This is a genomic window from Streptomyces sp. TE5632, assembly GCF_054061295.1.
Genome location: NZ_JBSSEA010000003.1, coordinates 4,107,416 through 4,129,025, shown reverse-complemented (window position 1 = coordinate 4,129,025; position 21,610 = coordinate 4,107,416). Strand labels below are relative to the sequence as shown.

Below are 21,610 nucleotides of genomic sequence, written 5' to 3'. Positions count from 1 at the left end.
CTGTGTTGGAGACGGACGCAACGACTGTACGGCCCTGGGCCGGACGGGGAACACCGGCCGTCGGATTGCCGGGGCCCCCGCCGCCCCGGGCCGGCCGCCCCGGCGGCGCTCAGTCCCTGCGCAGCCGCTCGGAGAGAGCGGAGAGGACTTCCGGGGGCACCAGGTGCGAGACGTCGCCGCCCCAGGTGGCGACCTCTTTGACCAGGGAGGACGACAGGAAGCTGTAGGTGGGATTGGTGGGGATGAAGAGGGTCTCCACACCCGAGAGGCCGTTGTTCATCTGGGCCATCTGCAGCTCGTAGTCGAAGTCGCTGACCGCGCGCAGGCCCTTGACGATCGCGGGGATGTCGCGCTGCTTGCAGAAGTCGACGAGGAGACCGTGGAAGGCCTCGACCCGTACGTTTCCGTACTCGGCGGTGACCCGGCCGATCAGGTCTATCCGTTCCTCGACCTCGAACAGGCCCTTCTTGGACTGGTTGATCATCACCGCGACGTAGACCTCGTCGTAGAGGCTGGAGGCGCGGCCGATGATGTCGAGATGTCCATTGGTGATCGGGTCGAACGACCCGGGGCATACGGCGCGGCGCACTTGTGATCCCTCGCTCTCCGGTCCGGTCATCGTGCGTCTTCGCACGTAGAGGCGGCGCGACCGTACCAAAACGTCCCCTCGCCGTAGCGACGGGCCCGGATCGCGTCGAAACCGGGCGGCCACCCGAACTCTCCACCTCTGGTGCTGCGCTCCACGGTGACGACGGCTTCCTCGGCGAGCCACCCCCCGGAGCGGAGTGTGAGCAGGATCTCGCGGAGATCGTCGTCGGAGACGCTGTACGGGGGGTCGAGGAAGACAAGGTCGTACGGCCCGGCCGCCGGCGGGGGCGTGCGGACGATCTGCTCCGCTTTGCCCGCTCTGACGTCGGCGCCGGGCAGTCCCAGTGCCCTGACGTTGTCCCGGACCGTGCGGACGGCCCTGGCGTCGGCCTCGACGAGGAGGGTGTGTCCCGCTCCCCGGGACAGGGCCTCCAGGCCCACGGCGCCGGAACCGGCGTACAGGTCGAGGACGCGCTCGCCGTCCAGCGGGCCGCCGAGGAGGGCCTGCCAGGTGGAGAACAGGCCTTCGCGCGCACGGTCGGAGGTGGGTCGGGTGCCGTTGCCCGGCGGTACGCCCAGGCGGCGCCCGCCGGCCCGGCCGGCGATCACGCGGGTCATGTCCTGGTCCTCGTCCTTGTCGGTGCGCTCGGGATGTGTTCGGGACGTGTGTCGGTGCCTTCGGGATGCGTTCACGTACGCGGCTGGGTGCCGCGGGCCCGAAGGGTGGCTCCAGTCTGTCAGCCCTTCTCCAGGTACTGCTCCCGCTCCTCGTCCAGCAGGGCGGCCAGGGCCGTGCGCAGCCCCGGCAGGCGCTCCAGCTCGGGGTCGGCGGCGACGACCGCGGCCGCCTCCTCGCGGGCCTCGGCGATGATCTCCTCGTCGTCGATGACGGCGAGCATGCGCAGGCTGGAGCGGGTGCCGGACTGGGCCTGGCCCAGGACGTCGCCCTCGCGGCGCTGTTCGAGATCGATGCGGGAGAGCTCGAAGCCGTCGAGGGTGGCGGCGACCGCGCCCAGCCGCTGCCGGGCCGGGCTCGCCTCGGGCATCTCGGTGACCAGCAGGCACAGGCCGGGGGCCGAGCCGCGTCCGACCCGGCCGCGCAGCTGGTGGAGCTGGGAGACGCCGAAGCGGTCCGCGTCCATGATCACCATCGCGGTCGCGTTGGGGACGTTGACCCCGACCTCGATCACGGTGGTGGCGACCAGGACGTCGGTCTCGCCCGCGGCGAAGCGGCGCATGACGGCGTCCTTGTCGTCGGGCTGCATCCTGCCGTGCAGGACCTCCACGCGAAGGCCCTGCAGCGGGCCCTTCGCCAGGTGGTCGGCGACGTCGAGGACGGCGAGCGGCGGACGCTTCTCGGCATCGGCCTCCCCCGCGGCCGCCGGGGGCCTCTTCTTCCCGGCCTTCGGGTCGTCCTCCTCGTCCCCGATGCGCGGACAGACCACGTACGCCTGATGGCCGTCCTCGACCTCCTCGCGCACCCGCTCCCAGGCGCGGGCCAGGAAGTGGGGCTTGTCGGCGGCGGGGACGACATGGCTGGCGATGGGCGAGCGGCCGGCCGGGAGCTGGTCGAGGACCGAGGTCTCCAGATCACCGAAGACGGTCATCGCGACCGTGCGCGGAATGGGGGTGGCGGTCATGACGAGCAGGTGCGGGGGCTGCTTGCCCTTGCCGCGCAGGGCGTCGCGCTGTTCCACGCCGAACCGGTGCTGCTCGTCGACGACGACCAGGCCCAGGTCGTGGAACTGGACCTTGTCCTCGATCAGCGCGTGGGTGCCGATCACGACGCCGGCCTCGCCGGTGGCCAGGTCGAGCAGAGCCCGGCGGCGGGCCGCCGCGCCCATGGAGCCGGTGAGCAGCACCACCTTGGTGGCGTTCTCCGCCCCGCCCAGCATTCCCCCCTCGGCCAGCTCGCCCATCATCTCGGTGACCGACCGGTGGTGCTGCTGGGCGAGCACCTCGGTGGGCGCGAGCATGGCCGCCTGTCCCCCGGCGTCGACGACGGCGAGCATGGCGCGCAGGGCGACCAGGGTCTTTCCGCTGCCCACCTCGCCCTGGAGCAGCCGGTGCATCGGGTGTTCCGTCGCCAGGTCGTCGAAGATCTCCTTCGAGACCTTCTGCTGGCCCTCGGTGAGCGTGAAGGGGAGGCGGTCGTCGAAGGCCGCGAGCAGGCCGTCCGGCCTCGGTCTGCGGGCGACGGCGGGAAGCAGGGCGTCGGCATGGCGGCGGCGGGCGAGGGCGACCTGGAGGACGAAGGCCTCGTCCCATTTGAGGCGGGCGCGGGCGTCCTCGATGTCGGCCCTGGTCTGCGGGCGGTGGATCTTCAGCAGGGCCTCGGGCAGCGGGACCATGCCGCGCCCCTCGCGCAGTGCGCCGGGGAGGGGGTCCACGGCGTCCCGGGCGCCGGGCAGGACGGTCTGGAGCGCCTTGCCGATCTTCCAGGACTCCAGCTTGGCGGTGGCGGGGTAGATCGGGATCAGTGCGCCGGCCCAGGTCTCCACGCTCTCCTCCGAATCGCCGCGCAGCAACTCGTAAGCGGGGTGGGCGAGTTGGAGACGGCGATTGAAGACGGAGACCTTGCCGGCGAACATCGCGCGGGTGCCCGGCAGGAGTTCCTTGTGCGGTTTGTGGACGCCGTTGCCGAAGAAGACCAGTTGGAGCCGGCCGCTGCCGTCCGTGATGGTGACCTCCAGGCGCTGGCCCTTGCCGCGCGGGGTCTTGGAGGAGGCGAAGGTGTGCAGGCGGGCGTCGGCGACCTGGGCGACCACGGTGACGTGCTCGTCCATGGGGAGGTCGGCGAGGTGCGTGAGCTGGCCGCGCTCCTCGTACCTGCGGGGATAGTGATGGAGGAGGTCGCCGACCGTGTGCAGGCCGAGGTGCTCGGCCATCACCTTCGCGGTGGGAGGGCCGAGCACCGACTTCAGCGGCTGTTCCAGTGGTTCTCGCAGTGCGGGCACGAGATCCATTGCACACCAAGGCACTGACAGAGCGGGAACGCGGGAGCCGAAACACCCCTGGACGTCGCGGGAAGTCCCTGGTCAGGCGAGTCACCGGGGATCCAGGACGACGCGCCCCGGCACGCGCCGGGTGTGCGGGCCGGTCCACGGCGGCCGCGCTCAGGACGGGAGGAGCCCGGTGTTCACTCCACGCCGATGAGAAGCAGGGCACCCTGTCTGCCGCCGTGGTAGAGCACCGTGTCGACGGCCAGGTAGCCCTCACGGACCCGGGCCTCCAGGTGGGCGGCGAGGGTGTGGGGGGTCTCGTCGCCGAGGACCAGGGTGACCATCTCTCCGCCCGCGGCGAGCATCCGGTCCAGGACGGCCGCGGCGGTGGCCGTGACATCGTCGCCGATCACGGCCACATCACCGTCGATGAGGCCGAGGACGTCGCCGGCCTGGCAGATGCCCGCCATGGTCCAGGACTGCCGTTCGGCGACGGTGACCTCGGCGTACCGGGTCGCGCCGGCCGCCGAGGTCATCGCCACCACGTCCTCGTCGAAGCGGCGCTCCGGCTCGTGCACCGCGAGCGCCGCGATGCCCTGGACCGCGGAACGGGTCGGGATGAGCGCCACCCGGAGCCCTTCGGCGCGGGCCTGTTCGGCCGCCGCGGCGGCGGTGTGACGCAGCTCCTCGTCGTTGGGCAGCAGCACCACCTCACGCGCGTGCGCCCGCCGCACGGCCTCGACGAGCTCACCGCTCGCCGGCGGCTCACCGGGCCGGGCGAGCACCGTGGTCGCACCGGCCTCGCTGTACAGACCGGCCAGCCCCTCTCCGGGCACCACGGCCACCACGGCCCGCCGGGCACGTTCCTGGAGCGGGCGCCCGGCACCGGAGGTGTGCGCGTCACCGGCGCCGAAGTGCGTGATCCGGATACGGTGCGGGCGCCCGGCCTCGACCCCCGCCTCCACGGCGGCGCCGGCGTCGTCGACATGGACGTGGACGTTCCACAGTCCGTCGCCGCCGACCACCACGAGCGAGTCCCCGAGAGCGTCGAGCCGCTGCCGCAGCCGCTCCACGGCCGCGTCCGAGGCCTCCAGGAGGTAGATCACCTCGAAGGCGGGCCCGGCGAGCCCCGTCGCGCCCTCGCCGTCGACGCACTCCGCGGACCCGGCGGACGCGCCGTGCTCCCCGCGCGCGTGACGCACGGAACCGGGCGCCGGGCTTCTCGGCGTCTCCCCCGTGAACGTCTCCACCAGCGCCCCGAGCACCGCCACCAGTCCCCGGCCGCCCGCGTCCACCACTCCCGCCCGCCGGAGCACGGCCAGCTGGTCCGGTGTCGCGGCGAGGGCCGCGCCGGCTCCCTCGTAGGCCGCCCGCGCGACCGCCCCGCAGTCGCCCTCCGCGCCGTCGGCCGCGTCGGCGGCGGCCGAGGCGACGGTCAGCACGGTGCCCTCGACGGGATGGGCGACGGCCTGACGCGCGGAGTCGGCCGCGTTGCGCAGGGCCTGCCGCAGCCCCTGGCCGTCGGCGTGGGCCTCCGTCTCGTACCCGGCCAGCACCTGGGCCATCCCCCGCAGCAGCTGCGCCAGGATCGTCCCGGAGTTCCCGCGGGCACCGATCAGCGCACCGTGTGCCATCGCCCGCGCCGCGTCGGCCAGCGTGGGCCCCTGGGTCCCGTCGGGACCTCCGGAGCCATGAGCCCCGTCGATCCGCTCGGCCTCGTGCCCCGCGAACACCGCCTCGACCGCCGTGGCGGCGGACTCGACCGTCAGGTAGAGATTCGTACCGGTGTCGCCGTCCGCCACGGGGTAGACATTGATCGCATCGATCTCCTCACGCGCCCGGCCGAGGGCGTCGAGCGCGAGTCCGCACCAGGCGCGCACCGCGAGAGCATCGAAGAATGTCTGCGGCACCTGCGCCACCTGCGCCTCCCTGAGCTGCCGGCCGTGGCTCGCAGCGTAGACCTTGGGGTGCCGGGCGGCGGAAGCGGGCCGGGACGGGCCCCTGAGCTGCCATGGTAGTTTCGTTCTACTGGTGCAGCCGTTGTATGCTGCTCCGGTTGCCCGATCCGAATCGGGCCTCTCCCTGGCAAAGCCACTCAGATTCCCAAGGGCTCCTGGAGCTCCGGCATCCTGATCCCGGCCGTGCCGGGATCAACCGTAAGTGCATCTGAAGTCTTTGGAGTGACCCGTGGCTGCCAACTGCGACGTCTGCGGCAAGGGGCCGGGCTTCGGCAACAACATCTCGCACTCGCACCGCCGTACGCCCCGTCGCTGGAACCCGAACATCCAGCGCGTACGTACCGTGGTGGGCGGGACGCCGAAGCGCGTGAACGCTTGCACCTCGTGCATCAAGGCCGGCAAGGTCTCGCGCTGACGCTCTCGCTGAGCGCGCGGCCACAGCTGGTCCACCGCACTGAGCCGGTCCACCCGGGGTGGACCGGCTTTTTGCCGTGCCCGCACGGACGGCTCCCGGACGGGCGCCCGCCGCACGTACGTCTGCCGGACGGACGCTCTCAGCCCGCGTCGGACCGCGTCAGCGCCCATCCGTGATGCACCGGCCCGATTCCGCCGCCCAGCGCGAATCCGGCCGCGATCGCCCCCGTGACGTACTCCTTGGCGGCCGTCACCGCCGCCGGCACCGGCCGGCCCTTCGCCAGGTACGCGGCGATCGCCGAGGCGAGCGTGCAGCCCGTGCCGTGGGTGTGCCGGTTGTCGTACCTCGGGGCGCGCAGCCAGTGCTCCTGCGAACCGTCCGTCAGCAGGTCGACGGCCTCGCCCGGGTCCCCGGCGAGGTGACCGCCCTTGATCACGACCCACCGCGGCCCGAACGCCAGCAGCTCCTCCGCGGCCCGGCGGAAGTCCTGCTCCGACCCCACCCGCACACCGGTGAGTTGCGCCACTTCGTCCAGGTTCGGCGTGGCCACGGTCGCGACCGGCAGCAGCTTCGTCCGTACGGAGTCCAGCGCGGAGGGCGCCAGCAGCGCGTCCCCGTGCTTGGAGACTCCCACCGGGTCGACGACCACCGGCACCCGGGTCCCGGAGATCAGATCGGCCACCTCCTCGACGAGTTCGGCGGAGGCCAGCATGCCGGTCTTGACCGCCTGGACGCCGATGTCGTCGACGACGCTGCGGTACTGGGCCCGTACCGCCTCCACCGGCAGCGGCCAGGCGCCCTGCACGCCCAGGGAGTTCTGCGCGGTCACCGCGGTGATCACGCTCATGCCGTGCGTGCCCAGCGCGAGCATCGCCTTCAGGTCGGCCTGGATTCCCGCGCCCCCGCCGGAGTCCGAGCCGGCGACGGTCAGCACCCTCGGTGGAGCGACCCCGGCGCTCATGACTCGATGTCCCCGAAGTGGTCCCAGCCGGCCTGAGCGGTCCAGGGGGCCCCGTCGACCGTCACCTGGGGCAGCGCCGAGGGGTTGAGCACCTCGCCTATCACCTTCCAGCGGGCGGGCAGTTTCACGTCCGGCGGGAAGGTGGCCACGATCGCGTGGTCCTCTCCCCCGGTCAGCACCCACTGCCTGGGGTCGACACCGACGGCCTGCCCGATGTCGTTCATCTGGGAGGGGATGTCGATCGCCCCGGAACGGATGTCGATGCGTACCTTGCTGGCCTCGGCGATGTGCCCGAGGTCGGCGATCAGTCCGTCACTCACGTCGCACATCGCCGTCGCGCCCAGCCCCGCGGCCGCCGGGCCCGCGTGGTACGGCGGTTCGGGGCGGCGGTGCGCCTCGACGAAGGCGCGCGGCGAGCGGAAGCCGCGCGAGAGCACCGCGTGCCCGGCCGCGGACCAGCCGAGCCAGCCGGTCACCGCGACGAGGTCGCCGGGCTGTGCGCCGCCCCGGGTCACCGCCTCCTGGTTGCGCAGGTCACCGAGCGCGGTGATCGAGACCATGATCGTGTCACCGCGGACGACGTCTCCGCCGACCACCGCGGCGCCCGCGACCTGGCACTCGTCGCGCAGGCCGTCCATCAGCTCCGAGGGCCAGGTCACCGGCAGTTCCGCGGGGACGACCAGGCCGAGCAGCAGCGCGGTCGGTACGGCGCCCATGGCGGCGATGTCGGCGAGGTTCTGGGCGGCGGCCTTGCGGCCGACGTCGTAGGCCGTGGACCAGTCGCGGCGGAAGTGACGGCCCTCCAACAGGATGTCGGTGCTGGCCACGACCCTGCGGTCGGGTGCGGCGACCACCGCGGCGTCGTCGCCGGGGCCGACCCGGACCGCCGGCGTGGTGGTGAGACGGGAGGTGAGCTCCCTGATGAGCCCGAACTCCCCGAGCTCACCAACAGTGCCCTTCATTTCCCCAGCTCCCCTTCTTTCCCTGTCCGTTCCCGGTTCCGTTCCCGGTCGCGAGTCGTCTGTGTCCTCGCCACGGCCGAAGTGACCGTCGACTTCTGTCCGGTCCGGGCCCCGGCGCGCGGGGTCCGGGTCCCGCAGGTCTCCCCGCGAAGAGCGGCGACGCGATACCGTGGCGTTCCTTTTCCCCACATGATCCTCGTGGCCGCTCTGGAGGTTTCGTGGTACAGGCGTACATCCTGATCCAGACGGAGGTCGGCAAGGCGTCGACCGTCGCCGATCTGATCGGCAAGATCCCTGGAGTCATCCAGGCCGAGGACGTGACCGGACCCTATGACGTCATCGTGCGCGCCCAAGCCGACACCGTCGACGACCTGGGGCGCATGGTGGTCGCGAAAGTCCAGCAGGTGGACGGCATCACCCGCACCCTGACCTGCCCGGTCGTCCATCTGTAGCCCCCGTCTACCCTGTGCCGGTGAGCTCCTTCCGTCACCGTCACGCAGTCCTGCCCGCACTCGCCGCCGCCGTGCTGATCACCACCGTGGGCTGTTCCTCAGCAGACGACAGCGCGTCGACGGCGGTTCCCAGCCCGGACGCGAAGGTCACCGAGCTGTGCCAGAGCCTGGACAAGGCCCTGCCGGCGACGGTGGACGGTGAGAATCGCGACGATCCCGAACCCGCGTCCGAACTGACCGCGGGCTGGGGCGGCGTGGCGATCATACTGCGGTGCGGTGTCGGGCAGCCGCCGAAGATGATCGATCCCAAGGTGGCGAACGGCAACGACCCGGACGCGATGGCGGGGGGCGTGAACGGCGTCAACTGGCTGATGGAACAGCAGGACGACGAGACGTACCGCTTCACGACCGCCGGCCGTGAAGCCTATGTCGAGGTACGGGTGACCGACGGACGGGACAGCACGGGCGTACTGATCGATCTCGCCCCGGCCGTCAAGGAGGCGATCCCCGAGGGGATCGCCTCCTAGAACCTTCCCTCGCCGCCCGAATACCGGCTGGGCTCAGCGCAGTCCGGTCGGGCGGCGGAGCGCCGCCTGCACCAGTCGGTCCACCAGCTCCGGGTACTCGACGCCGGTGGCCTGCCACATCTTCGGGTACATCGAGATGGGCGTGAAGCCGGGCATCGTGTTGATCTCGTTGATCACGAACTCGCCGTCCTCGGTGAGGAAGAAGTCCGCGCGCACCAGCCCCTCGCAGCCGGCCGCCTCGAACGCCTCCACCGCCAGCCTGCGCACCTCGGCCGTCTCCTCCTCGGTCAGCGGTGCGGGCACCAGGCCGGGCGTGGAGTCGATGTACTTGGCCTCGAAGTCGTAGTAGGCGTGCGCGTCGGGCGGCGGGATCTCGGCGGGGACCGAGGCGCGCGGGCCCTCCTCGAACTCCAGCACACCGCACTCGATCTCACGGCCGCGCAGGGCCGCCTCCACCAGGATCTTCGGGTCGTGTCGCTGGGCCTCGGCGATCGCCTCGTCCAGGCCGGAGAGGTCGTCGACCTTGGTGATGCCGATCGAGGAGCCCGCCCGTGCGGGCTTCACGAACAGCGGCCAACCGTGCTCACCGGCGAAATCGATGATCCTCTTTCGGGCGGCGGACTCGTCGCGCTCCCATTCGCGGGGCCGGATCACCACGTACGGGCCGACCTTCAGCCCGAAGGAGGTGAACACCCGCTTCATGTACTCCTTGTCCTGGCCGACGGCCGAGGCCAGGACCCCGGAGCCCACGTAGGGGAGGCCGGAGAGCTCCAGGAGGCCCTGCAGGGTGCCGTCCTCCCCGTAGGGGCCGTGCAGCACCGGGAAGACGACGTCGACCTCACCGAGCGCCTTGGGCACCGAACCGGGCTCGCTGTAGACGACTTCACGGTTGCCGGGATCGAGGGGGAGCACCACCGCGCCCTCGGTCGAGTCGGCGAGCTGGTCCACACTGGGCTGCCGACGGTCGACGATGGCCATGCGGTCCGGCTCGTCGGCGGTGAGCGCCCACCGGCCGTCCTGGGTGATACCGATCGGCAGGACCGCGTACTTGGTCCGGTCGATGGCCTTGAGGACGGCGCCGGCGGTGACCACGGAGATCCCGTGCTCGGAGCTGCGCCCGCCGAACACAACGGCCACACGCGGCTTGCGAGGCGGCTGCTCGGGGCTCTGGGGAAGGTTCTCGGTGCTCATATGGCGATGAGAGTACCCGGTGGTACAGCCACGATGAAGCGCCCACAACGCGGCAAACGGAGGGTCACCCGCACTGCCGTCGCGCCGCCGTCGCACGGACGCCGCCCCTGGTCGCTCAGCGTCGCTCGGGTTTCGCGCTGCGCGACATCAGCTCCTTGAGGGCGGCCACCGGCGACTTGCCCTCGTGCACGATGCCGACGACCGTCTCGGTGAGCGGCATGTCGACGCCGTGCCGGCGGGCCAGGTCCAGCACCGACTCGCAGGACTTGACGCCCTCGGCGGTCTGCTTGGTGACCGCGACGGTCTCCTCGAGGGTCATGCCCTTGCCGAGGTTGGTGCCGAAGGTGTGGTTGCGCGAGAGCGGTGAGGAGCAGGTGGCCACCAGGTCGCCCAGGCCGGCGAGTCCGGCGAAGGTCAGCGGGTCCGCGCCGAGCGCCACGCCGAGCCGGGTGGTCTCGGCGAGCCCGCGGGTGATGAGCGAGCCCTTGGCGTTGTCGCCGAGCCCCATGCCGTCCGCGATGCCGACGGCCAGCCCGATCACGTTCTTCACCGCGCCGCCCAGTTCGCAGCCGACGACGTCGGTGTTGGTGTACGGGCGGAAGTACGGCGTGTGGCAGGCGGCCTGGAGCCGCTGGGCCACGGCCTCGTCGGCGCAGGCGACGACTGCGGCGGCCGGCATCCGGGCGGCGATCTCACGGGCGAGGTTGGGTCCGGTGACCACGGCGATCCGGTCGGCGCCGGCTCCGGCGACGTCCTCGATCACCTCGCTCATCCGCATGGCGGAGCCGAGTTCGACGCCCTTCATCAGCGACACCAGGACCGTGTCCGGGGCGAGCAGCGATTTCCACCCGGCGAGGTTGCCGCGCAGCGTCTGCGAGGGGACCGCGAGGACGGTGAAGTCGGCGTCACGGGCGGCCTCGGCGGCGTCGGTGGTGGCCCGCAGGTTCTCCGGGAGTTCGACGCCGGGCAGGTAGTCGGGGTTGGTGCGGGTGGAGTTGACCGCTTCCACGAGTTCGGGGCGCCGTGCCCACAACACGACGTCGCATCCCGCGTCGGCGAGCACCATGCCGAAGGCCGTGCCCCACGATCCGGTGCCGAAGACGGCAGCCTTGACCGGTTTGCTCACTTGCCCAGCCCCTCTTCCCGCGCGGCGGCCCGTTCGCCGGGCCTGTGCTCCTCCTGCCGCCGGTCCTCCGGCGATCCGTGCTCAGGCGACCCCTCCCGTCGCCTCGGCCGGGTCTGGGCCCGGGTCTTGCGGCCCTGCTCCGAGCGCTCGCGGCGCGGGTCGTAGGGCACCTCGGGGGCCTTCTCCCCGCGGATCTCCTCCAGCAGACGGGTCACCGCCGCCATGATGACCTCGGTTGCCTCCTTGAGCAGTTCCGGGGTCATCTCCCGATCGTAGAAACGCTCCAGGTCCACGGGCGGTCCGGCCAGCACACGGTGGGTCTTGCGCGGGAAGAAGCGGGGCTTGGTGGCGTACGGCGGCAGCACCTCGTTGGCGCCCCACTGCGCGACCGGGATGACGGGGCACTTGGTCTGCAGGGCCACTCGCGCGGCACCGGTCTTGCCGGTCATGGGCCAGCCGTGCGGATCGCGGGTGAGGGTGCCCTCGGGGTAGAAGGCGACGCACTCACCGCGCTCCACGGCGTCGATCGCGGCCCGGAAGGCGCTGAGCGCGTCCGTGCTTTCCCGGTAGACGGGAATCTGCCCGGTGCCCCGCATCGCGGCACCGACAAACCCCTTCTTGAAAAGACCGCTCTTCGCCAGGAATCGCGGAACGCGCCCGGTGTTGTACTGGAAGTGCGCATAGGCAAAGGGGTCGATGTGCGAATTGTGGTTCACCGCGGTGATAAAACCGCCCTTGGCCGGAATGTTCTCCTTTCCGCGCCAGTCCCGCTTGAGCAGAACCACCAGCGGTGGTTTACAGAGAACCGCGGCGAAGCGGTACCAAAAGCCGATTCTGCGGCGCGGCACAGGGACACCTTCCTCTAAGTCCTGAAGCCGGGGGGCCAGGCGGGCCGCACAAGTGTCGCCCCGGGCCGCCGGTCTGTCGAGAACACCGTACGCCCCGCCCCCCTGGCCACCGGGTGCCACGGGGGACAATGGCGACGACAAGAGAGGGACGTAACACGCGTGCAGTGGACCCTGGTGGTACCCCTGAAACCACTGGCCGAGGCCAAGAGCAGGCTCGCGGACACCGCGGACGACGCGGTGCGCCCGGGGCTGGCCCTGGCCTTCGCGCAGGACACGGTCGCGGCCGCGCTGGCCTGCCACGCCGTGCGCGACGTGGTGGTCGTCACGGGCGACGCCCTGGCCGGCCGTGAGCTGGCCGCGCTCGGTGCCCACATCGTCTCCGACGAACCGGGCGGCGGCCTGAACGCGGCACTCGCGCACGCGGCCGTCGCCGCGCGGGCCTTCCGGGACGCGGGACCCGTGGCGGCCCTCAACGCCGATCTCCCGGCGCTGCGCCCGGCCGAATTGGCCCGCGTCCTCGACGAGGCCGCCGTATTCCCGCGCGCATTCCTCTCCGATGCCGCGGCAGTCGGCACCACGCTGCTCTCCGCGGCACCGAACGAGGAATTGCGTCCTTCCTTCGGCCCCGGTTCCCGGGCCCGGCACCGGGCGTTCGGAGCCGTCGAACTCTGCCTCGACGCGGTCGATTCCGTACGGCAGGACGTGGACACGGGCGACGATCTGCGGACGGCGCTGGCGCTGGGCGTGGGGCCCCGCACGGCGGCCGCCACCGCGCGGTTGCTGATCGCGGAGCAGTAGGCTGCCGACATGCAGGCGACCGCGTACACCTACGACCCCGAAAGCCGCAGTGGCCAGGTGCTGCTGGACGACGGCACACCGGTGCCCTTCGACGCGCGGGCTTTCGACGCCGGGGGCCTCAGGCTGCTGCGCCCCGGGCAGCGGGTGCGCGTCGAGACCGAGGGCGAGGGCGGGGCCCGGCGGATCACACTGGTGACACTCCACACGTTCTGACCCGCCGCGGCGCACGGCGGGGGCACCGGACACACCGCGGGCCGGGCTCCGTGACGGAGTCCGGCCCGGCGCGTGAGTACCGCTCGGCCGCCGTTACTTCTTGCGGGCGGTGGTCTTCTTGGCGGTGGTCTTGCGTGCGGTCGACTTCTTGGCGGGCGCCTTGGTGGCCGTGACCTTCTTCGCCGGGGCCTTCTTGGCGGCCGTCTTCTTCGCCGCGGTGGTCTTGGCGGCCGGCGCGGCCTGCTTGGTGGTGGTCTTCTTCGCCGGGGCCTTCTTGGCGGTCGTCTTCTTCGCCGTCGTCTTCTTGACGGCGGCCTTCTTCGCGGCGGCCGTCTTCACGGTCTTCTTGGCGGCGGCCTTCTTCACCGTCGCCGAAGCCCCGCCGGACAGGCTGCCCTTGGGCGCCTTCTTGACGGCGACCTCGCCACCGCGCGGCAGCTTCTTCGAGCCGCTCACCAGGTCCTTGAACCCCTGTCCCGCACGGAAGCGCGGCACCGACGTCTTCTTGACCCGGACCCGCTCGCCGGTCTGGGGGTTGCGGGCGTAGCGGGCCGGACGGTCGACCTTCTCGAACGAACCGAAACCGGTGACGGAGACCCGGTCCCCCGCGACCACGGCGCGGACGATGGCATCGAGGACCGCGTCAACGGCATCGGCGGCCTGCTGTCGGCCGCCCATCTTGTCGGCAATCGCTTCTACGAGCTGCGCCTTGTTCACGTCTTCCCCTTCGGAGACATCGCCCGAACGAATCCGTTCAAGCGTTTTCGCACGTTAGGCAGATATATACCGCAAATCAAACACGAAACGGGCTTATCACCCTTGTGCCGCAATGAACTCGGCTGCCTTGACTGATTCAGCGTTCCTCGTCGGGGAATCGACCCTCGTCGAGGTCCGCGATGAACAGCTCCAGCCGCCTTGCCGCGTTGGCGAGATCGTGCTTGGCCGCGGCCGTAATGACCAGCAGCTTCCGGGTCAGCGCCATCCGTACGCCCTCCGGTACTTGCAGTGCGCGCACTTTTGCATGCGCTTCTTTGAGCCGGACCGCGACCAGCGTGTAGAGCTCGAGTTGGCCGTCGCGTTCCATGCACAGATTGTGCCATCTGGGGCGAGTTGTCGCCTGCGCAGGGGGCAACTGCTGCCTCGGACGGCGGTCCGAGCACACTCGGAGATCACGCGCACGTGACACGTGTACCCCGGCAACCACCTTCATAACGTGGGAAGTTGCAAGGCCTCAAGAGGGCGCGCGGGGCCGAACGGGTGCAGACACGGCCGTACCCCCGATCGGTCCGATCGGGGGTACGGAAGGGGGGTTGGGGTGGCCGAAAGTCGACCTGCCGCGAGGACTTCGCGTCAGGCGGCCGGGGTCGTGATCGTCTGCGGCTTGTACGACGGGCGTTTCGCCTCGTACGCGGCGATGTCCGCCTCGTGCTGCAGCGTGAGGGAGATGTCGTCGAGCCCGTTCAGCAGCCGCCAGCGGGAGTTCTCGTCGAGCTCGAAGGCGGCGGTGATGTTCCCGGCGCGCACCTCGCGGGCCCGCAGGTCGACGGTGATCTCGGCGGTGGGGTCGGCCTCCGTCAGCTCCCACAGCGCGTCCACGGTCCGCTGCTCGAGGACCACGGTGAGCAGGCCGTTCTTCAGCGAGTTGCCGCGGAAGATGTCGGCGAAGCGGGCGGAGATCACGGTTTTGAAGCCGTAGTTCTGCAGGGCCCAGACGGCGTGTTCGCGGGAGGAGCCGGTGCCGAAGTCGGGGCCGGCGACCAGCACGGTGGCGCCCCGGCGCTCGGGGCGGTTGAGGACGAATGCGGGGTCCTTGCGCCAGGCCTCGAACAGCCCGTCCTCGAAGCCGTCCCGGGTCACCTTCTTGAGCCAGTGGGCGGGGATGATCTGGTCGGTGTCGACGTTGCCGCGGCGCAGCGGGACGGCCCGGCCGGTGTGGGTGGTGAAGGCTTCCATGACTGATCAGACTCCAGCGGGCGCGGGGGTGTCGGCGGCGAGGTCGGAGGGGGAGGCCAGGTGGCCGAGGACCGCGGTGGCGGCGGCCACCTGGGGGGAGACCAGGTGGGTGCGGCCGCCCTTGCCCTGCCGGCCCTCGAAGTTGCGGTTGGAGGTGGAGGCGGAGCGCTCACCGGGGGCGAGCCGGTCGGGGTTCATGCCCAGGCACATCGAGCAGCCCGCGTGCCGCCACTCGGCGCCTGCCTCCTTGAAGACCACGTCCAGGCCCTCGGAGACGGCCTGCAGGCCCACCCGGGCGGAGCCGGGGACGACCAGCATCCGTACGCCGTCGGCGACTTTGCGGCCCCTGACGATGTCGGCGACGGCGCGCAGGTCCTCGATCCGGCCGTTGGTGCAGGAGCCTACGAAGACGGTGTCCACGCCGATGGAGCGCAGCGGCTGGCCGGCTGTCAACCCCATGTATTCCAGGGCCTTTTCGGCGGCCAGGCGCTCCGAGGCGTCTTCGTAGGAGGCGGGGTCGGGCACGGCGGCGGACAGCGGCGCGCCCTGGCCGGGGTTGGTGCCCCAGGTGACGAACGGCGACAGTTCGGCGGCGTCGATGACGACCTCGGCGTCGAACTCGGCGTCCTGGTCGGTGCGCAGCGTCTTCCAGTGGGCCACGGCCGCGTCCCAGTCCTCGCCCCGGGGGGCGTGCGGGCGGCCCTTGAGGTAGGCGAACGTGGTCTCGTCGGGGGCGATCATGCCCGCGCGGGCGCCGGCCTCGATCGACATGTTGCAGATGGTCATCCGGGCCTCCATCGAGAGCTTCTCGATGGCCTCGCCGCGGTACTCCAGGATGTAGCCCTGGCCGCCGCCGGTGCCGATCCTGGCGATGACCGCCAGGATCAGGTCCTTGGCGGTGACCTCGTCGGGCAGTTCGCCCTGGACGGTGATCGCCATGGTCTTGGGGCGGGTCATCGGCAGGGTCTGGGTGGCCAGCACGTGCTCGACCTGGGAGGTGCCGATGCCGAAGGCCAGGCCGCCGAACGCGCCGTGCGTGGAGGTGTGCGAGTCGCCGCAGACCACGGTCATGCCGGGCTGGGTCAGCCCCAGCTGCGGCCCCACCACGTGCACCACGCCCTGCTCCACGTCGCCCAGCGAGTGCAGCCGGACACCGAAGTCCGCGCAGTTCGCCCGCAGCGTCTCCAGCTGGACGCGGGAGACCGGGTCGGCGATGGGCTTGTCGATGTCCAGGGTCGGGGTGTTGTGGTCCTCGGTCGCGATGGTCAGATCGAGCCGGCGCACCCCGCGGCCGCTCTTGCGCAGGCCGTCGAAGGCCTGCGGGCTGGTCACCTCGTGCAGCAGGTGCAGATCGATGAAGAGGAGGTCGGGCTCGCCCTCGGCGCGCCGGACGACATGGTCGTCCCAGACCTTCTCCGCGAGTGTCCTACCCATCGCTTTCCCCTTTTTTGGTTCGCTCGCCTCCGGGGCGTCCCTCCGGCTCGCTCACCGCTGTTCTCGGGCATCTGTGCCGGCCCCGTGGATTACGGGCCGTGTCCCACCCAGGGTGGCGCGTTCCACCGAAAATTGAACTTGCGTTTCACAGAGTGAGACGCAAGTATCGTTGCATGGACAACAGTAGCGGCGTCGGCGTTCTGGACAAGGCGGCCCTCGTCCTGAGCGCTCTGGAGTCCGGCCCGGCCACCCTCGCGGGGTTGGTCGGTGCGACCGGACTGGCACGACCCACGGCCCACCGCCTGGCCGTGGCACTGGAACACCACCGCCTGGTGGCGCGCGACATGCAGGGCCGGTTCATCCTCGGCCCGCGCATGGCCGAACTGGCCGCGGCGGCGGGCGAGGACCGGCTGCTCGCCACGGCGGGCCCGGTGCTCACCCATCTCCGCGACGTGACCGGCGAGAGCGCCCAGCTCTATCGCCGGCAGGGCGACATGCGCATCTGCGTCGCCGCGGCGGAGCGTTTGTCGGGCCTGCGGGACACGGTCCCGGTGGGTTCCACGCTCACGATGAAGGCCGGCTCCTCCGCCCAGATCCTGATGGCCTGGGAGGAGCCGGAGCGCCTGCACCGCGGCCTGCAGGGCGCCCGTTTCACGGCGACGGCCCTGTCGGGTGTCAGGCGCCGCGGCTGGGCGCAGTCGATCGGGGAGCGAGAGCCCGGCGTCGCCTCCGTCTCCGCGCCGGTGCGCGGCCCCTCGAACCGCGTGGTGGCCGCCGTCTCGGTGTCGGGGCCCATCGAGCGCCTGACCCGTCACCCGGGCCGTATGCACGCCCAGGCCGTCATCGACTCCGCGGCCCGCCTCTCCGAGGCGCTGCGCCGCTCCTGACCCCATCCGCCCCTCGGGAACGGGCCCGCCTCAACGCCGCGGCAGGCCCTCCCCCGGGCTGCTGTCCCCGTGCCCCGGTACGGGGACACGAAGAAGCCCCCCACCGAGGTGGAGGGCTTCCTTCTTCCTGCCTGTGTACCCCCGACCGGATTCGAACCGGCGCTACCGCCTTGAGAGGGCGGCGTGCTAGGCCGCTACACAACGGGGGCGTGGAGCCTGCGTTTCCGCAGGTCCGAGCTGGTCTACCTGGACTCGAACCAAGACTAACTGAACCAGAATCAGTCGTGCTGCCAATTACACCATAGACCAATGATGGTTTAGACCAGTTCAGTACCCCCGACCGGATTCGAACCGGCGCTACCGCCTTGAGAGGGCGGCGTGCTAGGCCGCTACACAACGGGGGCCCTGGCGATCCTCACCCGGCCGGAGCCGGATGGTTTCACCGTGAGGACAGTGGGCGCTACCCGGCCGCCCTCGCGGGATGGATCTGTACCCCCGACCGGATTCGAACCGGCGCTACTGCCTTGAGAGGGCAGCGTGCTAGGCCGCTACACAACGGGGGCTTCGCGGATGAGATCCGCAGGTGCAGATGAGCTCTGCGAGCTGGCCTACCTGGACTCGAACCAAGACTAACTGAACCAGAATCAGTCGTGCTGCCAATTACACCATAGGCCACTGGAACGCAAGCCCCGGAGGGTCATTGTTCTAGCAGTGCGCTTGAGGTTGGTGGCCTTCCGGCCCGGTCCCCCGCGGCGCAGGAAGAACATTACCCGATGCCGGACCCGGCTCCAAAACGGGTATCCGTGCCGAGGAGCGCGGGGAGTTCACCGAGGGAGGCGATCCTGCGCGGCCCGACGGGCGGCTCCAGGGTCGCGTACGCACCGCCCCGGTCGATCCACACCGACAGCAGACCGGCCTCCGCCGCGCCCCGGCCGTCGATCTCCGGGTGGTCGCCCACGTACGCGACCTGGTCGGGAGGCAGTGCCAGGGCCTCGCAGGCCGCCAGGAAGGCGCGGGCCTCGGGTTTGGAGACGCCCAGCTCGGCGGCGCACAGGATGGCCTCGAAGCGGTCGTGGACACCGAGGACGCGCAGCTTGCGGTCCTGGACGTGGATGCTGGAGTTGGACAGCACCACGTGCCGGTGGCTGGCGGCGAGCGCGTCGAGGACCGGCAGGACGTCCGGGAACAGCGACCAGGCCGCCTCGTAGTGGACCAGGTAGCGCCGGAACCAGTCGTCGGCCTCCTCGTCGGTCAGCTCGCGCCCCAGGAAGAGCCGGGCGCGGTCGCGCCGCTGCGTCTCGAAGTCGACCTCGCCGGCGGCGAACCGGGCCCACTGGAGGTCGGTCACCTCCCGCCACCGCACCAGCGCCTCCTCCACGGAGGCGTACCCGGCCAGCAGCTCCTCGGCCAGCAGATGCGCCCGCATCCCCTCGCGGTCGGCGGAGGTGTAGTCGAAGAGTGTGTCGTCCACGTCCCAGACGACGGCTCGGATCGCCATGGGACCGACCGTACCCAAGAACAGCGAGGGGCGGCGCCCGGATGCTCCGGACGCCACCCCTCACCTGCGGTCGGACCGGGTCACCCGGCGAGCTTCGCCAGGGCCGCGTCGATGCGGGTCAGGGTCTGCTCCTTGCCCAGGACCTCGAGGGACTCGAAGAGGGGCAGGCCGACCGTGCGGCCGGTGACGGCGACGCGGACCGGGGCCTGGGCCTTGCCGAGCTTGAGGCCGTGGGCCTCGCCGGCGGCCAGGACGGCCTCCTTCAGGGACTCGGGGGACGTCCAGTCGGCCGCGTCCAGCTTCTCGCGGGCGGTGCGCAGCAGGGCGTCGGAGCCCTCCTTCATCGCCTTGGCCCAGGAGGCCTCGTCGAAGACCGGCTCAGGCAGGAACAGGAAGTCGACGTTGTCGGTGATCTCCGACAGCACCTTCAGGCGGGTCTGCGCGTGCGGGGCGATGGCCTGCCACTTGGCCTCGTCGAAGGCCTCCGGGGCCCAGGGGGCCACGGGCGCCTTCAGCCAGGGACGGCAGCGCTCGGTGAAGTCCTTCACCTCCAGCAGGCGGATGTGGTCGGCGTTGATCGCCTCGCACTTCTTCAGGTCGAAGCGGGCCGGGTTCGGCTGCACGTCGGCGACGTCGAAGGCGGCGACCATCTCGTCCATGGTGAAGATGTCCTGGTCCGCGGAGAGCGACCAGCCCAGCAGGGAGAGGTAGTTGAGCAGTCCCTCGGGGAGGAAGCCGCGCTCGCGGTAGAGGTTGAGCGAGGACTGGGGGTCGCGCTTGGAGAGCTTCTTGTTGCCCTCGCCCATCACGTAGGGCAGGTGGCCGAAGGCCGGGGTCTGCTTCGCGATGCCGAGTTCGGTCAGCGCCTTGTAGAGGGCGATCTGGCGCGGGGTGGAGGAGAGCAGGTCCTCGCCGCGCAGGACGTGGGTGATCTCCATCAGGGCGTCGTCGACCGGGTTGACCAGCGTGTACAGCGGGGCGCCGTTGGCGCGGACGATGCCGTAGTCCGGGACGTTCTCCGGGGTGAAGGTCAGTTCGCCGCGGACGAGGTCGGTGAAGGTGATCGTCTCGTCGGGCATGCGGAAGCGGACGATCGGCTCGCGCCCCTGGGCCTTGTACTCCTCGACCCGGGCGTCGGTCAGGTCGCGGCAGTGGCCGTCGTAGCCGGAGGGCTTGCCGGCGGCGCGGGCGGCCTCGCGGCGGGTGTCCAGCTCCTCCTGGGAGCAGTAGCAGCGGTAGGCGTGGCCGGCCTCGAGGAGCTTGGCGGCGACGTCGGCGTAGATGTCCATGCGCTGCGACTGGCGGTACGGCGCGTGCGGGCCGCCGATCTCGGGGCCCTCGTCCCAGTCGAAGCCGAGCCAGCGCATCGAGTCGAGGAGCTGGTCGTAGGACTCCTCGGAGTCGCGGGCCGCGTCGGTGTCCTCGATGCGGAAGACCAGCGTGCCCTGGTGGTGCTTGGCGAACGCCCAGTTGAACAGGGCGGTGCGGACCAGGCCCACGTGGGGGTTGCCGGTGGGCGACGGACAGAAACGGACGCGTACAGGGGAACCAGGTGCGCTAGCCACGCTTGACAACCTTGTTGGTGAGAGTGCCGATGCCTTCGATGGTGACGGCGACCTCGTCGCCGACGTTGAGGGGGCCGACGCCGGCCGGGGTGCCCGTGAGGATCACGTCGCCGGGGAGCAGCGTCATCGCCTCGGAGATGTTGACGATCAGATCCTCGATGGAGTGGATCATCTCGCTGGTACGGCCGAGTTGGCGCTGCTCGCCGTTGACCGTGAGCTGGACGGTGAGGTCGCCGGCGGCGGCGAGGTCCAGGTCCGTCTCCACCCAGGGGCCGAGCGGGCAGGAGGTGTCGAAGCCCTTGGCCCGCGCCCACTGCTTCTCGCGCCGCTGGACGTCGCGGGCGGTGACGTCGTTGGCGCAGGTGTAGCCGAAGATCACGTCCTTGACCCGGTCGCGCGGGACCTCACGGCACATCCTGCCGATCACCACGGCCAGTTCGGCCTCGTGGTGCACCTCCTGGGAGAAGGAGGGGTACTGGATGTCGTCGCCGGGGCCGATCACCGAGGTGGCGGGCTTGAAGAAGGCGAACGGGGCGTCGGGCACCTCGTTGCCCATCTCCCTCGCGTGTTCGGCGTAGTTGCGGCCGAAGGCCACCACCTTGTTGGGGAGCACCGGGGGCAGCAGCCTGACCTTGCTCACCGGGACCTTGGTGCCGGAGAGTTCGAAGTCCGCGAACGGGATGCCCTTGATGATGTCCAGGACGAGCTCGTCCTGCTGGTCGCCCTCGACCGCGCCGAAGGCGACGTTCCCGTCGATGGAGAATCTGGCGATGCGCACGGGATTCTTGGCCCCTTGACCTTGACTGAGCTGGCTGGAGTCTGACGCTCCAGGCTAACGCGGCAGGGCACACACGCCTCGCGCATTACAGGCGGCGCCCCCTGGAAGAAGGGGGCGCCGCCTGTAATCCGCGAGGACGGGCACAGGACCGGCCGGACCCGTGCGCCTTGAGCGTTTCGGGGCCGGTGCGCGTACTGGTCGGTACTGGTGCCGGGAAAGACCGGGGAAGGTGCTAGTTCGCGGTGGCGGCCGCGACCGGGATCTCCATGAGGACGGTGCGCCTGGGATTGGCGGTCTGGGCCGGGAGTTCGACGGCGTGCTCCTGGTGGACCGGCGTCTGCAGTTCGGCGGCGCCGTCGAGGTGCGCCAGCGTCGTGCGTCGCGGGTTGGCGATCTTGTGGAACATCGTCGTCGTCTTCACTGTTTACTCGAACCTGTCCTGTTCACGGGGCGTCCGACGGGGTCCGGGGACCGTCCGTCGGACGCGGGTTGTCTGTTTTGCCATCCCTGTAAA

At 70.9% G+C, this 21,610-nt stretch carries 23 protein-coding genes and 5 tRNA genes; 6 read left to right on the top strand and 22 right to left on the bottom strand.

Annotated features, from left to right (window positions below):
• Positions 1 to 109: 109 nt before the first annotated feature.
• The 4 genes from coaD to ACVW19_RS24160 all read right to left on the bottom strand — a co-directional run bounded on the left by coaD (position 110) and on the right by ACVW19_RS24160 (position 5,449).
• On the bottom strand, positions 110 to 589 hold the full coding sequence (coaD, locus tag ACVW19_RS24175; RefSeq protein WP_202276186.1) for a pantetheine-phosphate adenylyltransferase: 480 nt from the start codon (positions 587 to 589) through the stop codon (positions 110 to 112).
• A gap of 26 nt (positions 590 to 615) precedes the next feature.
• On the bottom strand, positions 616 to 1,206 hold the full coding sequence (gene rsmD / locus ACVW19_RS24170) for a 16S rRNA (guanine(966)-N(2))-methyltransferase RsmD (RefSeq protein WP_457461679.1): 591 nt from the start codon (positions 1,204 to 1,206) through the stop codon (positions 616 to 618).
• A gap of 119 nt (positions 1,207 to 1,325) precedes the next feature.
• Positions 1,326 to 3,554 (bottom strand): ATP-dependent DNA helicase RecG, encoded by a 2,229-nt coding sequence (gene recG, locus ACVW19_RS24165; RefSeq protein ID WP_457461677.1) that lies wholly within the window; start codon positions 3,552 to 3,554, stop codon positions 1,326 to 1,328.
• 173 nt (positions 3,555 to 3,727) lie between these two features.
• Positions 3,728 to 5,449: a DAK2 domain-containing protein gene (locus tag ACVW19_RS24160; RefSeq protein WP_457461675.1), complete on the bottom strand. Its 1,722-nt coding sequence runs from the start codon at positions 5,447 to 5,449 to the stop codon at positions 3,728 to 3,730.
• A gap of 268 nt (positions 5,450 to 5,717) precedes the next feature.
• Between ACVW19_RS24160 and rpmB the strand changes: the two genes are divergently transcribed.
• Entirely contained in the window at positions 5,718 to 5,903 is a 186-nt protein-coding gene (gene rpmB / locus ACVW19_RS24155) for a 50S ribosomal protein L28 (RefSeq protein ID WP_004924906.1), read from the top strand.
• Between the two features lie 139 nt (positions 5,904 to 6,042).
• Here the strand turns inward: rpmB and thiD are convergent, their stop codons facing one another.
• Positions 6,043 to 6,864 (bottom strand): bifunctional hydroxymethylpyrimidine kinase/phosphomethylpyrimidine kinase, encoded by an 822-nt coding sequence (thiD, locus tag ACVW19_RS24150; protein WP_457461673.1) that lies wholly within the window; start codon positions 6,862 to 6,864, stop codon positions 6,043 to 6,045.
• The gene (locus ACVW19_RS24145) at positions 6,861 to 7,826 is read right to left on the bottom strand and encodes a thiamine-phosphate kinase (protein ID WP_457461671.1); all 966 of its coding nucleotides are present in this window, start codon (positions 7,824 to 7,826) and stop codon (positions 6,861 to 6,863) included. Before ACVW19_RS24145 ends, thiD begins: the two co-directional genes overlap by 4 nt.
• Positions 7,827 to 8,044: 218 nt before the next feature.
• Here ACVW19_RS24145 and ACVW19_RS24140 point away from each other — a divergent pair, with 218 nt between their 5' ends.
• Positions 8,045 to 8,278: an Lrp/AsnC family transcriptional regulator gene (locus tag ACVW19_RS24140; protein WP_052579718.1), complete on the top strand. Its 234-nt coding sequence runs from the start codon at positions 8,045 to 8,047 to the stop codon at positions 8,276 to 8,278.
• Between the two features lie 20 nt (positions 8,279 to 8,298).
• Positions 8,299 to 8,805, top strand: coding sequence for a DUF3515 domain-containing protein (locus ACVW19_RS24135; protein ID WP_457461668.1), 507 nt, complete (start codon positions 8,299 to 8,301; stop codon positions 8,803 to 8,805).
• A 33-nt stretch (positions 8,806 to 8,838) separates the two neighbouring features.
• Here ACVW19_RS24135 and ACVW19_RS24130 read toward each other — a convergent pair whose 3' ends face one another.
• The 3 genes from ACVW19_RS24130 to ACVW19_RS24120 all read right to left on the bottom strand — a co-directional run bounded on the left by ACVW19_RS24130 (position 8,839) and on the right by ACVW19_RS24120 (position 11,970).
• Positions 8,839 to 9,996 carry a D-alanine--D-alanine ligase family protein gene (locus ACVW19_RS24130; protein WP_457461666.1) on the bottom strand — a complete coding sequence of 386 codons (1,158 nt, stop codon included), beginning with the start codon at positions 9,994 to 9,996 and terminating at the stop codon, positions 8,839 to 8,841.
• 115 nt (positions 9,997 to 10,111) lie between these two features.
• Complete coding sequence (locus ACVW19_RS24125; RefSeq protein ID WP_457461664.1) at positions 10,112 to 11,122, bottom strand: NAD(P)H-dependent glycerol-3-phosphate dehydrogenase; 1,011 nt, start codon at positions 11,120 to 11,122, stop codon at positions 10,112 to 10,114.
• Positions 11,119 to 11,970: a lysophospholipid acyltransferase family protein gene (locus ACVW19_RS24120; RefSeq protein ID WP_457461663.1), complete on the bottom strand. Its 852-nt coding sequence runs from the start codon at positions 11,968 to 11,970 to the stop codon at positions 11,119 to 11,121. The genes ACVW19_RS24125 and ACVW19_RS24120 overlap by 4 nt, the downstream gene beginning before the upstream one ends.
• Positions 11,971 to 12,129: 159 nt before the next feature.
• Here ACVW19_RS24120 and cofC point away from each other — a divergent pair, with 159 nt between their 5' ends.
• Both cofC and ACVW19_RS24110 read left to right on the top strand, forming a co-directional pair.
• Complete coding sequence (gene cofC / locus ACVW19_RS24115; protein WP_457461661.1) at positions 12,130 to 12,768, top strand: 2-phospho-L-lactate guanylyltransferase; 639 nt, start codon at positions 12,130 to 12,132, stop codon at positions 12,766 to 12,768.
• A 9-nt stretch (positions 12,769 to 12,777) separates the two neighbouring features.
• Positions 12,778 to 12,981 (top strand): hypothetical protein, encoded by a 204-nt coding sequence (locus ACVW19_RS24110; protein WP_363036635.1) that lies wholly within the window; start codon positions 12,778 to 12,780, stop codon positions 12,979 to 12,981.
• 93 nt (positions 12,982 to 13,074) lie between these two features.
• On the opposite strand, the gene ACVW19_RS24105 is transcribed toward ACVW19_RS24110, so the two are convergent.
• The 4 genes from ACVW19_RS24105 to leuC all read right to left on the bottom strand — a co-directional run bounded on the left by ACVW19_RS24105 (position 13,075) and on the right by leuC (position 16,368).
• Positions 13,075 to 13,698, bottom strand: coding sequence for an HU family DNA-binding protein (locus ACVW19_RS24105; RefSeq protein ID WP_457461658.1), 624 nt, complete (start codon positions 13,696 to 13,698; stop codon positions 13,075 to 13,077).
• Between the two features lie 136 nt (positions 13,699 to 13,834).
• Positions 13,835 to 14,065: an SCO5555 family protein gene (locus ACVW19_RS24100; RefSeq protein ID WP_457461657.1), complete on the bottom strand. Its 231-nt coding sequence runs from the start codon at positions 14,063 to 14,065 to the stop codon at positions 13,835 to 13,837.
• A 266-nt stretch (positions 14,066 to 14,331) separates the two neighbouring features.
• Positions 14,332 to 14,934 carry a 3-isopropylmalate dehydratase small subunit gene (leuD, locus tag ACVW19_RS24095; RefSeq protein WP_457461656.1) on the bottom strand — a complete coding sequence of 201 codons (603 nt, stop codon included), beginning with the start codon at positions 14,932 to 14,934 and terminating at the stop codon, positions 14,332 to 14,334.
• A gap of 6 nt (positions 14,935 to 14,940) precedes the next feature.
• Positions 14,941 to 16,368 carry a 3-isopropylmalate dehydratase large subunit gene (gene leuC / locus ACVW19_RS24090; protein ID WP_457461654.1) on the bottom strand — a complete coding sequence of 476 codons (1,428 nt, stop codon included), beginning with the start codon at positions 16,366 to 16,368 and terminating at the stop codon, positions 14,941 to 14,943.
• Positions 16,369 to 16,541: 173 nt separating this feature from the next.
• On the opposite strand from leuC, the gene ndgR reads away from it, so the two are divergent.
• Positions 16,542 to 17,255 (top strand): IclR family transcriptional regulator NdgR, encoded by a 714-nt coding sequence (gene ndgR / locus ACVW19_RS24085; RefSeq protein ID WP_109381164.1) that lies wholly within the window; start codon positions 16,542 to 16,544, stop codon positions 17,253 to 17,255.
• A gap of 136 nt (positions 17,256 to 17,391) precedes the next feature.
• Here ndgR and ACVW19_RS24080 read toward each other — a convergent pair.
• The 9 genes from ACVW19_RS24080 to ACVW19_RS24040 form a co-directional block, all read right to left on the bottom strand.
• A tRNA-Glu gene (locus ACVW19_RS24080) sits at positions 17,392 to 17,464 on the bottom strand.
• 28 nt (positions 17,465 to 17,492) lie between these two features.
• A tRNA-Gln gene (locus ACVW19_RS24075) sits at positions 17,493 to 17,564 on the bottom strand.
• Positions 17,565 to 17,586: 22 nt separating this feature from the next.
• Positions 17,587 to 17,659: transfer RNA gene (locus tag ACVW19_RS24070), tRNA-Glu, on the bottom strand.
• An 86-nt stretch (positions 17,660 to 17,745) separates the two neighbouring features.
• A tRNA-Glu gene (locus ACVW19_RS24065) sits at positions 17,746 to 17,818 on the bottom strand.
• Between the two features lie 40 nt (positions 17,819 to 17,858).
• Positions 17,859 to 17,930: transfer RNA gene (locus ACVW19_RS24060), tRNA-Gln, on the bottom strand.
• 91 nt (positions 17,931 to 18,021) lie between these two features.
• Entirely contained in the window at positions 18,022 to 18,753 is a 732-nt protein-coding gene (locus ACVW19_RS24055; RefSeq protein WP_457461651.1) for an HAD family hydrolase, read from the bottom strand.
• 80 nt (positions 18,754 to 18,833) lie between these two features.
• Positions 18,834 to 20,318 carry a glutamate--tRNA ligase gene (gene gltX, locus ACVW19_RS24050; protein ID WP_457461649.1) on the bottom strand — a complete coding sequence of 495 codons (1,485 nt, stop codon included), beginning with the start codon at positions 20,316 to 20,318 and terminating at the stop codon, positions 18,834 to 18,836.
• Complete coding sequence (locus ACVW19_RS24045) at positions 20,311 to 21,096, bottom strand: fumarylacetoacetate hydrolase family protein (protein WP_457461648.1); 786 nt, start codon at positions 21,094 to 21,096, stop codon at positions 20,311 to 20,313. The genes gltX and ACVW19_RS24045 overlap by 8 nt, the downstream gene beginning before the upstream one ends.
• Positions 21,097 to 21,328: 232 nt before the next feature.
• On the bottom strand, positions 21,329 to 21,517 hold the full coding sequence (locus ACVW19_RS24040; protein WP_202276376.1) for a hypothetical protein: 189 nt from the start codon (positions 21,515 to 21,517) through the stop codon (positions 21,329 to 21,331).
• Positions 21,518 to 21,610 lie beyond the last annotated feature (93 nt).